6 protein-coding genes are annotated in these 12,412 nt (G+C 49.1%); 5 read left to right on the forward strand and 1 reads right to left on the reverse strand.

The genetic code is table 11. The features are described 5' to 3' along the window. Positions 1-5: 5 nt before the first annotated feature. The 3 genes from AACV78_RS10175 to AACV78_RS10185 all read left to right on the forward strand — a co-directional run bounded on the left by AACV78_RS10175 (position 6) and on the right by AACV78_RS10185 (position 7,684). Positions 6-4,826 carry a hybrid sensor histidine kinase/response regulator gene (locus AACV78_RS10175; protein WP_194012516.1) on the forward strand — a complete coding sequence of 1,607 codons (4,821 nt, stop codon included), beginning with the start codon at positions 6-8 and terminating at the stop codon, positions 4,824-4,826. A gap of 434 nt (positions 4,827-5,260) precedes the next feature. Next, the gene (gene msrB, locus AACV78_RS10180) at positions 5,261-5,755 is read left to right on the forward strand and encodes a peptide-methionine (R)-S-oxide reductase MsrB (protein WP_194012515.1); all 495 of its coding nucleotides are present in this window, start codon (positions 5,261-5,263) and stop codon (positions 5,753-5,755) included. A gap of 558 nt (positions 5,756-6,313) precedes the next feature. After that, on the forward strand, positions 6,314-7,684 hold the full coding sequence (locus tag AACV78_RS10185) for a Rid family detoxifying hydrolase (RefSeq protein WP_194012514.1): 1,371 nt from the start codon (positions 6,314-6,316) through the stop codon (positions 7,682-7,684). 564 nt (positions 7,685-8,248) lie between these two features. Here the strand turns inward: AACV78_RS10185 and AACV78_RS10190 are convergent. Next, positions 8,249-10,402, reverse strand: coding sequence for a polyribonucleotide nucleotidyltransferase (locus tag AACV78_RS10190; protein WP_194012513.1), 2,154 nt, complete (start codon positions 10,400-10,402; stop codon positions 8,249-8,251). Between the two features lie 76 nt (positions 10,403-10,478). On the opposite strand from AACV78_RS10190, the gene AACV78_RS10195 reads away from it, so the two are divergent. Both AACV78_RS10195 and AACV78_RS10200 read left to right on the forward strand, forming a co-directional pair. Further along, positions 10,479-10,676: a hypothetical protein gene (locus tag AACV78_RS10195; protein ID WP_194012512.1), complete on the forward strand. Its 198-nt coding sequence runs from the start codon at positions 10,479-10,481 to the stop codon at positions 10,674-10,676. Between the two features lie 290 nt (positions 10,677-10,966). Continuing rightward, positions 10,967-12,412 (forward strand): SNF2 helicase-associated domain-containing protein (locus AACV78_RS10200; RefSeq protein WP_339383564.1); only part of this gene is annotated, 1,446 nt, incomplete at its 3' end.

The raw sequence follows: 12,412 nt of genomic DNA on the forward strand, positions 1-12,412 counted from the left end.
GGGGTATGGCGGGTGCGGGGGCGGTTTACGACTTTGATTCGACAGAAACAGAAGACAGTGCGCTGCATTTGGTGTTTGACTCGGATGTGCCGGCGAGGATGCGGGAAATGCTGCAGGAGTTCAAACAGCCGGAGGGGAATGAAAGCAGGCGGCAGCTCAAGAATATTTGTCGGAATTTGAGAATGGCGGGGGAGGAATTTGAGCTTCCCGGCTGGATCGAGTTGATGGCTGTGGTGTCTGAGGCGATCGCCAATCCAGAAAATACTTACCGGGTTTTGGCTCCCACTGTGATTAAGGATATCAAACAAGCGCAGGAGTTGGTGCTTTCGGGATTGTCTGATTCGATCGCGCCTAGCGAAAAACTTCTGTCGCTGATGCCCGCGGCTCGGGTTCCCGAAACCGATTTTGAGGATTTGCTGGCCTTCGCTCAACCGAGTAGTGCCGGCGGAAATTGGATCTCTGCTGAAGATGCCGCTTGGAAGCGGGCTGGGTTAGGCGATTCTGGTTCGGACGAACAATTACTACCGACGGTTTCTGGGTTGAATATAGATGAGTTGTTCGATCAATTGGATACTACCGAAGGCAATGATGTCAGTGAGGGTATATCGCCGCAGTTCGATGATTTTCAAGGGTTCCTAGAGTCAGATATAGAGACTGATTCTTTGAGAATTTCTGCTCGCAGCGGCCCTGAAGTGGGGGTGGCGGAACTCAATACTTTGGCTGATTTGTTTAATGGCGAGTCTCCGGATCTTGAGGGTGCTTGGGAAGAAGAAGAAGATTTGGATTACGCGCACTCGAATGGGATCGCAGCAGAGGGAATGCTGGGGTCGGATGATGATGATGATGACAATTCTGGCGATTTTACTGATTTGTTGTTTGATGAACAGACTGTAGAAGATTTGGAAGTTGATAGCGAAAATCTGATGGACGATCTTAACAGTTTGTTTGGGGAAGATTTGATGTCGGCCGAGTCTGACGGTTCTGGAGTCGCTGCGGGTGAGGAAAATGCGGATTTGAGGCAGGGGCTGGCTTCCAAGCAGTTTGCAGCAAGTGTAGAAAGCGGTTTGGGTCAGCGGAAGCAAAGGGCCAAGAAAGCTGGGGCGCTGGCAGATGAGGATGCTTTGGGTACGTTTTTGGATGAGGTGGCTGCTCAATCTTCTCTGGATGTTACCGGGGACACTGATTTGGATGATTTGTTTGGTAATTTGGGTGTTTCCGAGGAGGCGGGCTTGGTTGCGATATCGAACGGGGATGCTTTTGATGCTGAGGTTTTTGATGCTGGGTCGATCGAGTCTGCTGTCGGCGGTGACGATGATTCGGGGAATGCTGAAACCTTTGGTCTAGTTTCTTCTCTGGATGATTTTGATGTTCTGGCTTCGGGGGCTTCGGATTCCGATTTGACAGATTTGTTGAGTATCAGTTCTGGTTATTTGGCTTCTGAAGGTGAAGGTGGAGACAGTGAGGACGATCGATTTATGAGCAATGCAGCCGTACCGCAAAATGAAAACGTTGAGAGTGTTCTGGATCTAACTTCAAGTTCTGATTTAGATGTTTCTGAGGATGGAAATTGGCTGGAAGATGTTTTCGGTGTGGATGATGAATCTTTGCAGCCGGCAAGCTTAGATATGGGCGATACGGATTTGGATGCGCTGTTTGGTTCGATTGAGGAAGACTTGATTTCTGGGGATGATGATGGGCTCGATCGCTCTGCTGGGACGGTTACTTCCCAGGAGGCGGCGGATTTGGCAGATCTGTTTGGTTCGGTACCTACGGGTACTGAGTATGACGGGGAGGCTTCGGGGTTGGTTGGCGAAGAATTGCAGAGTTTGGATGAAGATGCAGAATTGCTGAGTGGGGATGGGGAAGCTTCCTCTATTAATGGGGCGATCGAGTTTTTCGACGCCGCAGAGGCCCAGGACGATCGGGATTTGGTCGATTTGGCAGAGGTTGATTTTGAGGCGATGTCGGATAATTTCCCTCAAAATGTTTCAAGTTTCGAGCCTGATGGGGATAGCACTTTTGATTTGTTGGAGGATATGTTTGGCGAACAGCTTTTGAGCCCGGCGGATGCTGGTTTGTCCGTCGCAGATGAGGATGCTGCTTTAGATTTACAGGAGTTGTCGGCCGGGCCAGCAGATAGTTTGTTGGATGCTACCGATGCAGATTTGTTTGCTCTACCTGAAACTTTCGTAGATGAAGAGTCTGGCGGTGGGGATGATTTGTTTGAGGCTCTGGAAAGGGATTTTGGGGGTACGGATTTTGAGCCACTGTCGCCAGATTATGTCTCGGCTATGTTTGATGGCGATGATGATTTGCTGGCGGCTTTGGAAACAGGGGCGACTCTGAATACTCAGGAGTTGGAGGGTTTTGATGATTTGTTGGATTCGATCGATGCAGGGCCTTTGGTTACTTCGGAACTGACATCTGGGTTGTGGGATGCTGAGGACGAATCGGATCTTGTGGATGCCTCGGATTTGGAAGAGGGCTCGCTGGCAGACTTTTTTGGAGGCAATGAATCCGACGACGGTGAGGATGATGAAGACAATTTTGATGATTTAGAAGCGCTGTTAATTGCAGGGGGCGCTACGGCTGCGGCTTCAGCATCTGGGGGGAAAAATTCGAGTCCGGTCAACACTGAGGTTTTCTCGGATCTTGAGGAATTGCTCAGCGAGAGTGCAACTATGCCAGAAATTCCCGATTCCTTGGCAAGTTCTGCAAGTGTTGCTGCGTCCAATTCCCATCAAGCCAGCGATGACGAGTTTGGCGATTTGGAAAAATTGCTGCAAGATTCCAAGGACGGGGGCGGCCGCCAAGGGGAAGGCAATATTGTGCCGTCGGCGATTAACAGACCCAGACGTACTGCTCGGGCTGGCGGGTTCGGCGACCACACGATGCGGGTGCCGGTGAAGCAACTGGACAACCTCAGCAATTTGATGGGGGAACTGGTGGTCAACCGCAACAGTTTGGAGCAGGATCAAGAACGGATGCGGCAGTTTTTGGACAATTTGCTGCACCAGGTGACGCTGTTGAGCGATGTGAGCCAGCGGACTCAGGATTTCTACGAGCGGAGTCTTTTGGAGATTGCTTTGCTAGCAAACCGTCAGGGACACCGAGCTTCTTCGTCGCCTTGGCGCTCGGAGGAGGTTACTAACCACCGGGAAGGTGCCTGGAAACCGGAGGAAATGGACAGGTTTACTCCTTTCCACAGTTTGGCTCAGGAGATTATTGAGCTGATCGTGCGGGTGCGGGAGTCGGCGGCGGATATTGAGTTTTTGGTGGATGAGGCGGATCAGGTGACTCGCCAATTGCGACAAGTCACGACTCAGTTGCAGGAAGGTTTGACTCGGGCCCGGATGAAGCCGTTTGCTGAGACGACGGACAGGTTGTTCCGGGCGGTGCGAGAAATTGCGATTAAGTGCGGTAAGCAAGCTCAGTTGCAGGTTGAGGGTAAGGATATTTTGATCGACAAGATGATTGTGGATCAGCTTTACGATCCGATGACTCATTTGGTGAACAATGCGATTACTCACGGGATTGAGCCGCCGGAGGTGCGTTTGGCGGCGGGGAAACCGGGGATGGGCAGGATTACGATTCGGGCTTTTCACCAAGGAAATCAAACGGTGATTTCGGTTTCTGATGATGGGGCGGGAATTGACCCGCAAAAGGTGAAGGCTAAGGCGATTAAGCAGGGTTTGTTGACGGCTGCTCAGGCTCAGAGGATGTCTCGCTCGGAGGTGTACGATTTGCTGTTTATGCCTGGTTTTAGCACTCAGGAACAGGCGACGGAGTATGCCGGCCGCGGGGTTGGGATGGATGTGGTGCGGACTTCTTTGCAGGAGATTCGAGGGGTTGTGGCGATCGATTCGACGATCGGCAAGGGGACTGTATTTACCATCCGTTTACCTCTGGTGTTGAGTATTTCTAAGGCTCTGACTTGCATTAGCGATCGAGCTCGGATTGCTTTCCCGATGGATGGGGTGGAGGACATGATCGATGTGCCTCGGGATCAGGTGACGACGGGGGCGGATGGTTTACCCTGCATTGAGTGGCGGGGTTCGATTTTGCCGTTCCGGCCGCTGCGGGATTTGCTGGCTTACAACCGCCATTTGGGCCGGGGCAGTGTTTACGGGTTTAATACTGACGATGACATGATTTCGGTGATCGTGCTGCGGTCGGGTGGCAATTTCTTGGCGGTGCAGGTGGATCAGGTTTCGACTGAACAGGAAATTGTGATCAAGCAGTTGGAGGGGCCGGTGCCGAAGCCGATCGGGATTGCGGGTGCTACGGTGCTCGGGGATGGTCGGATTGTGGCGATTGCGGACGTTCTAGAGTTGATCGATTTGGCTACCGGCAGGCTGCAGAAGGAAGCTGGCGGTACGCTTTGGGATGAGAGCGATCGCGCGGCTGCGGAGGCGGAGGTTGAGAAGACTGAGCCTACTGTGCTGATTGTGGATGATTCGATTACGGTGCGATCGCTCTTGTCGATTACTTTTGAGAAAGCCGGCTACCGGGTTGAGGAGGCTCGCGACGGTAAGGAGGCTTGGGAAAAGATGAAGTCTGGCCTGCCTTGCGATATCGTGTTTTGCGATATTGAGATGCCGCGCATGGACGGTTTGGAGCTGCTTTCTCGGATGCAGAAGGATGCGGTTTTGTGCGAATTGCCGATCGCGATGTTGACGAGTCGCGGTGCCGACAGACACCGCCAAATGGCTTACGGTTTGGGCGCGAAGGGCTATTTCACCAAGCCTTATTTGGAGGAACAGTTGCTTGATGCTGCTTCTCGGATGTTGAAGGGTGAGGTTGTTGGTGCTCCGGCTATGGCTTAGGCGGTTGATGTTTGAAAATATATGAGTCCTGTGGGGGCTAAACTCTCACAGGACTTTTGTGCGATCGGGTTAATTAAATGTCATACTTGTAGGGTAATATCGGATTTTTTTAACCACAGAGAGCGCAGAGGGCACAGAGAGAGAAGATAGAGATGAATAATTACGATACAATCGGAATTGTTTAAACAGTTAATAGTTAACATCACCTGATGCTGCAATTGAAATTGATATTGCGTCCAATAACAGGCGATTGAAAAAGTTACAAATCAAGCATAAAGTTTTGAACGCGATATCAAATCCGGTAGAATCGTCCTGTACTCTAATCTCTATTCTCTCCCTCTGTGTCCTCTGTGTTCTCTGCGGTTAAAACACCTGACGATGCAACGGTCAACGATATGACTGGTGGTTTAGATTAATTAGTAAGTGGATGGATTATGAAAAAACGATTATTTTTGAAAGCGGGTCTAGCAACAGCAAGCATGGCATGGTTATCGTCCTGTTTGCCTGGAAATTCTGATGTTATGGCGGCTTCTAAGGGGGTTTTTGAAATTACTAAAACTGAGGAAGAGTGGCGCAAAATTTTGACTCCGGCACAGTTTGAGGTGTTGCGAAAACACGGCACTGAACGCTCTCACACTAGCATTCTCGACAAGCAATACGGGAAGGGAATTTATGCCTGTGCTGGGTGTAATTTGCCAGTTTTTTCGTCGCAAACCAAATTTGATAGCGGTACTGGTTGGCCAAGTTTTTATGAACCGATCGAAGGGGCGATCGGCACATCGGTGGATAATTCGCTGTTTGGGACTAGAATTGAGGTGCATTGTCGTCGCTGCGGCGGGCATTTGGGTCACGTATTTGATGACGGCCCTGCACCTACTGGGAAACGCTACTGCATGAATGGTGTTGCTATGAAGTTTATTGCTGGCTGACGTTCTTTGACTTTGATCGAGAAACCGGGTTTCTGCGTAAATCTCGGTGAGGATGCTTAAATTCTCGTAGAAACCCGGTTTCTTGGATGTGCGCGGGGACTCTGTGCGCGGGGGTTCAGAAACCGGGTTTCTGCGTAAATGTCGGTGAGGATGCTTAAATTCTCGTAGAAACCCGGTTTCTTGGATGTGCGCGGGGGCTCAGAAACCGGGTTTCTGCGTAAATCTCGGTGAGGATGCTTAAATTCTCGTAGAAACCCGGTTTCTTGGATGTGCGCGGGGACTCTGTGCGCGGGGGTTCAGAAACCGGGTTTCTGCGTAAATGTCGGTGAGGATGCTTAAATTCTCGTAGAAACCCGGTTTCTTGGATGTGCGCGGGGGCTCAGAAACCGGGTTTCTGCGTAAATCTCGGTGAGGATGCTTAAATTCTCGTAGAAACCCGGTTTCTTGCACCGCGGGGTGTGGAATCCGACAATCATCCATCCGCAAAACCGCTGGTGCAGGCGGATTCGCGCGGATGGTATAGTGATTTTTGGGACGTGAGGGCGATCGAGGTTATGAATGAACGCTGAAGAACTTTTAGAAAAATACGCAGCAGGACAGCGCAACTTTCGGGGAGCAGACTTAAGTGGGGTAGACCTTCAAGGTGCAGACTTGAGCGGGATAGATTTACAGGATGCCAATTTGTCCAGAGCAGAATTGAGTGAAGCAATCCTGACTAAGGCAAGCCTTCACAGGACAAACCTCAGCAGGGCATCTTTAAAAGGTGCTAATTTGAGTAAGATAATCTATGGTTCACAAAATCTATCTTGGGCAGACCTTAGCGGTGCTGACTTAAGTGGAGCAAGCTTGAGTAGTGCCAACTTGACGAATGCCAATCTAGATCAAGCAAACTTGAGGGGAGCAAATCTAGCCTCGGCCAACCTAACTTTAGCTTCTTTGATAGAGACAAACCTGAGTCTAGCCAATCTGACTGATGCAAATTTGACTGGGGCAAACTTGACTAAGGCAGACTTAGGTCGCGCAGAGTTAGGTGGCGCAAAAATTATACAAACTAATTTTCAAGGAGCTAATTTACGAGAAGTAAATATGCCTAAATTTGGTCTATCTAGCGAGAATCTAGCTGATGCAAATTTGAGCCGATGCGACTTACAAAACGCATATCTCACCAAAGCTAATCTGCAAAGAGCAAACCTAGAGCAAGCCAATCTGCAAGGGGCACATTTGAGCAATGCAAATCTAGCTGATGCAAATTTGAGTCGATGCGACTTGCAAAAGGCATATTTCGACACCGCCAATCTGCAAAGAGCAAACCTAGAGCAAGCCAATCTGCATGAGGCAAATTTGAGCAATGCAAATTTGGAGGGAGCAAATTTGAAGAAGGCTAACTTGATGAATGCAAACAGCTATGGTTGGAATATCAAAAATGCCGACTTCACTGGTGCAATAATGCCCGATGGAGAACTCTACCAGCCAGAAACCTCTGATGGAGAAATCTACCAGCCAGAAACCTCTCAACAAGAATCCCAAACAATAACATCTATGACACGCAAAATTATTCGTACTGACAAAGCACCGGCACCCGTGGGCCCTTACAATCAAGCGATCGCCGCTACGGGCACTATGCTGTTTGTAGCAGGTCAAATTGCGATCGACATTAGACTAAACGATATTGTCTACACCGACGACGTGGCAAAACAAACCGAACAAGTGATGGCAAATCTCGAAGCCATTCTCACAGAAGCCGGCGCTACTTGGTTGGATGTGGTAAAAACTACGGTTTTCCTCAAAGATATGAATGATTTTGCCGCTGTGAATGCGGTTTATGCCAAGTATTTTGATGCGGAAACTGCACCGGCGCGCGCTTGTGTGGAGGTGGCGCGTTTGCCGAAGGATGTGTTAGTTGAGATTGACTGTATTGCGGTTATTTGATTTAAGATCAATTCCGGTGGCACTGGAATCACAGGCAATCTCGGACACGGCAATGCCGTTTCCCTACCCCAAAACGATCGATCTTCCTCGATGAAAGACGTAACCATCCGCCGATTAATTGTAGGGAATCGGCACTGCCGTGTCCTGACTGTGGGTAATATCTTTATATTTTCTTCAGTCCGCGCAGGCGGACTTCGTTTGTGTAGTTGCGGTTTCAACCGCCGAATGATAAAAGAAATCACTTTATATTTGATTGAGTCCGCTAGGAGTGAACTTAATTTATGTAGTTGCGGTTTCAACCGCCGAGGGTAAAGTGCGCGAATGTATTAACTTCTACAGCCGTTAGCGCAGCCCGCCCCTACGGGGGCTACGCCAACGAAGAGGATCGCACAAACTCGATCTGGATCTGTCGCGCACTCTACTCCCAAATCAATCTGAAACAATCAGATTTAATCTCAATTACCAGTTAGGAATTAGCAATTACCAATTAGCAATTAGCAATTAGCAATTAGCAATTACCAATTACCAATTACCAACTGTCAACCGTCAACTGTCAACCGTCAACTACTTATTCAACGCTTCGCGGGCGGCTGCCGCTTCGTCGGGATGAATGTTCAAACGGGTCAAGTTAATCCGACCTTTATTGTCAATTTCTCGCACTTTGACAATCACTTCATCGTTCACTGCTAACTCGTCTTCCACTTTCCCGACGCGGTAGTCCGCTAACTGGGAAATGTGAATCATTCCTTCTTTTCCTGGCAGAATTTCGACGAAAGCGCCGATCGGAATAATTCGAGTTACGCGGCCGACATACACGTCTCCAGCATTCAACTTCCGCGTCATGCCTTGGACAATATTGTAAGCCCGCTGAGCTTTCTCGCTATCGTTACCGGCAATTGTCACGGTTCCGTCGTCTTCGATGTCAATCTTGACACCGGTTTCTTCGGTGATGGCTTTGATTGTTTTGCCACCAGGCCCAATTACCAAACCGATAAATTCTGGATCGATTTTCAGGGTTAGCAAGCGCGGCGCAAACGGCGACATTTCCTTGCGGGGAGTGTCGATGGTTGCTAGCATTCTTTCTAAAATGTGCAGTCTGGCCGGTTTGGCTTGGCGGATAGCATTGGCTATGACATCTAAGGGTAAACCTTTGATTTTCATGTCCATTTGCAAAGCAGTAATTCCGGTGTCGGTACCGGCTACTTTGAAGTCCATGTCGCCTAGGAAGTCTTCAATTGCTTGAATGTCTGTCAAAATTCGGACTTCATCGCCTTCTTTGATTAATCCCATTGCCGCGCCGCTGACGGGTTGGGAAAGGGGAACGCCTGCATCCATTAATGCTAGTGTCGATCCGCACACTGAACCCATTGATGTTGAACCGTCGGAAGAAAGGATTTCGGAGACTACGCGAATTACGTAGGGGAAATCTTCTTTTGATGGCAAAACTGGGACTAGGGCGCGTTCTGCGAGGGCTCCGTGACCGATTTCTCGGCGTCCGGGCGATCGCATCGGTTTAGTTTCTCCGACGGAAAACGGCGGGAAATTGTAGTGATGCAAGTAGCGTTTGTCTTGCTGCGGGTGCAAGTCGTCTCCTAAGTCTTGGGCGTCGCCGGGGGTTCCCAGGGTTGCTGTGGACAAGACTTGGGTTAACCCGCGATTGAACAGCGCACAGCCGTGTACTCGCGACGGCAGCACGCCTACGCGACAAGAAACGGAACGCACCTCGTCTAGCTTGCGGCCGTCTACACGAACGCCATCTTCGATGATTTGCTTCCGCATCATTTTTTTGGTAACGTCTTTGAAAACGTTGCCAATTGTCTTGCTGTTGGTGCCGGCGGCTACTTTGATCGGATCGTCTTCGGCGAGTTCGGCGATCGCAGCTTCGACTTCATTGGCTTTCACTTCGTCTAAAGCCGCATTCCGTACTGTTTTGTCTTTTTCAAATCTTGACAAAATGATGCGGATTGGTTCTTGGGCGCGTTCGCGAATAAAGTTTTCCAAGGCCATATCTGGCGATGGTCTTTCCTCTACCACCAAATCGATGCCCAATTCTGCCATAATTTCGCGCTGGGCTTGAATCAAGTCGCAGGCTGCTTCGTAGCCGAAGTCGATCGCCTCGATGATATCTTGTTCCGGCAATTGGTTGGCGCTGGCTTCCACCATGATTACTCCGTCTGGAGAACCGGCTACCACGAGATCCAACTCGCCTTCTTTGATTTCGCTGTAGGTTGGGTTGATGATGAAATCGTCCCCTACCAAGCCGACTCGCACTGCAGCCATCGGCCCGTAAAACGGCATTTTCGCCAGCAGGATCGCTACTGAAGCCCCCGTTACCGCCAAAACGTCCGGCGGTACTTGTTCGTCCATCGACAGGGTTGTGGCTACGACTTGGATGTCATCTCGCAGCCAGCTTGGGAATAGCGGGCGCAGCGGGCGATCGATCAAACGCCCAGTCAAAGTCACTTTTTCTGGGGGACGCCCTTCCCGGCGCAAAAATCCACCGGGAATTTTACCGCCTGCGTACAGTCTCTCTTCGTAATCCACCAACAGGGGCAGGAAATCAATTCCTTCTCTCCCCTGCGATCGAGTGGCCGTCACTAAAACGGCCGTGTCACCCGACTGAATCAAAACCGCACCGCCTGCTTGAGGCGCTAGTAAACCAATCTTCAGTCTAATATCCCTTCCATCGAAGGATATTGACTTGTCTATCTCTACCATGTAGGACTGCTTCCTTATCTACCACATTCTTTCTCTGTCGGGATCGTAACACTACCACAGGATGTTTGAGAGTCCAATGCCAAAAGAGAGAGATTATTTGGTATTCTGGGTCGATCGGCGGCACGGCTCTTGTAAGCATTTATACTCTGCGATGCTGTTTGGGATTGTGGAATCGACGATCGGGTCGATCGCCCGCCAAACGTCTGAAATAGGTGGTAGGATCTTGATTCCGACGCAAGAGCGTTGGGAACTGGAAATGGAAATTGGGCTTTGATAGCATTGGGTATGGGAACTCACATCTTGCACCATTGTCAAGAACAGGCCGGACAGCCTGTTCCCAAACGCTACAAATACGACTTCGGCCGAATGAATTTCGATGTCTAAAACAAACAGAATAACTGTAGCAATATTTTATAAATTTGGTATAACTAATAACTAATAGTGCTGTTCCAGTATATAAATTATCTGTGAAAAAACAATCAAAGTTTTGTGGGGTGGGCATCCTGCCCGCTCTAAACCTACAATTTAAATGTCCGACAACTTAAAAAATAACTAATATTAAAAATGGCAATTTTACACGGTAGTTGGATCGTCGATTCACAAAAAGATGGCTTATTTATTTGGGGAGAAACTTGGCGCAAAGTTGTGGCGATCGATGCCATTGAATCAGAAATAAGTCTGCCGCATCCCTTGGCAATGACGGAAGCGGAATTGAAGATTTTCGTAAAGTCCTTGCAGCAGTCGGGTAAACTGAACTGGCAATTACCCGAAACGGCAGAAATTTTGGAGAAAACTCAGAAAACTAAACGATCGCCCAAAACTCAAAGCTCAGCAGAAATTCCCGCCCAAAACTCCTCAATTCAAAGGGAAATTTGGGCGATCGCACTTCCCACCAAAATCTCGGAATCCAACGCAACTATTATGCCGCAGCACTCAGCCGCAGCATTAGAGGAACCCGCCCCAACCGAGGAAATTTACCTTTATCCCTGGCAAGTTGAGGGTTATTTTCTAAACCCTCAAGCAGCTTTTGTTTTCTTGCAATCACTACCGCTAAACAGCACGGAACCAGACTATTTTGTCGGCTCTGATTTGCGTTTTTGGTCTCATATTTCTAGGTGGGGTTTGGATTTGTTGGCGAGGTGCAAATTCTTGCCGGCATTGGAGAGGCAATCTGATGGTTCGGCTATTGCTAAATGGCAACCTTTGTTAGACAGTTCGACAGATATTCTCCGTCTCGCTACTTTTTCTAAGCAAATGCCTACAGCTTGTAGAATGTATCAATCGAAGGAAGAAGGTTCGGCAGCGAGCAATGTGCGGGATGTAACGGATGTAATAAAAGAAGGTTCGCCAGAAAGTAAGGTACGGGATGTTGCGGTGGATTTGCCAGTGGGGGCGCAGGAGTTGGTTTTGGGGTTTTTGAGTAGTGTGGTAGATGGTGAAGTGCGATCTGCTGCTGGCTCAACTTTAGACATCAAAACACTTTCTCCAACCCGCGAATGGCTGCAAGCTTTGCAACAAGAATCTGGAGTCGTGCAAGCAGAATCAGCCGCTTTAGAAAAGTTGGGAAACAAGCTTAGTGCTTGGACTTCGCCGCTGCAAAACCAACTGTCTGAACAAAGTCAGTTTCGCACTTGTTTTCAACTTATTCCGCCGTCTCCGGGTAAAGTTAATTGGAGTTTGAATTATTGTTTGCAAGCAGTAGATGAAACGGATTTTTTGGTGGATGCTACAACTGTTTGGAACAATTCTGTTGAACGTTTGGCCTATGCGGGGCGGACAATTGAATTGCCACAAGAAACTTTGCTGGGAGGGTTGGGTTTAGCATCGAAACTTTATCCGTTAATTGAACCGAGTTTGCAAGCACAGCGGCCTCAATCTTGTCAATTAAATCCCCTGCAAGCTTACGAGTTTATTAAGTCTGTGGCTTGGCGGTTTGCTGATAGCGGGTTGGGCGTTGTTTTGCCGCCTAGTTTGACAAAGGCTGATGGTTGGGCGAGTCGTTTGGGTTTG

This window comes from Tychonema sp. LEGE 07196 (genome assembly GCF_963890365.1).
In the GTDB taxonomy this organism is placed as follows: Bacteria; Cyanobacteriota; Cyanobacteriia; order Cyanobacteriales; family Microcoleaceae; genus Microcoleus.

Coding starts and splice junctions, on each gene's coding strand:
- AACV78_RS10175 (WP_194012516.1), top strand. CDS start 6: ATGGCGGGTGCGGGGGCGGTTTACGACTTTGATTCGACAGAAACAGAA.
- msrB (WP_194012515.1), top strand. CDS start 5,261: ATGAAAAAACGATTATTTTTGAAAGCGGGTCTAGCAACAGCAAGCATG.
- AACV78_RS10185 (WP_194012514.1), top strand. CDS start 6,314: ATGAACGCTGAAGAACTTTTAGAAAAATACGCAGCAGGACAGCGCAAC.
- AACV78_RS10190 (WP_194012513.1), bottom strand. CDS start 10,402: ATGGTAGAGATAGACAAGTCAATATCCTTCGATGGAAGGGATATTAGA.
- AACV78_RS10195 (WP_194012512.1), top strand. CDS start 10,479: ATGCCAAAAGAGAGAGATTATTTGGTATTCTGGGTCGATCGGCGGCAC.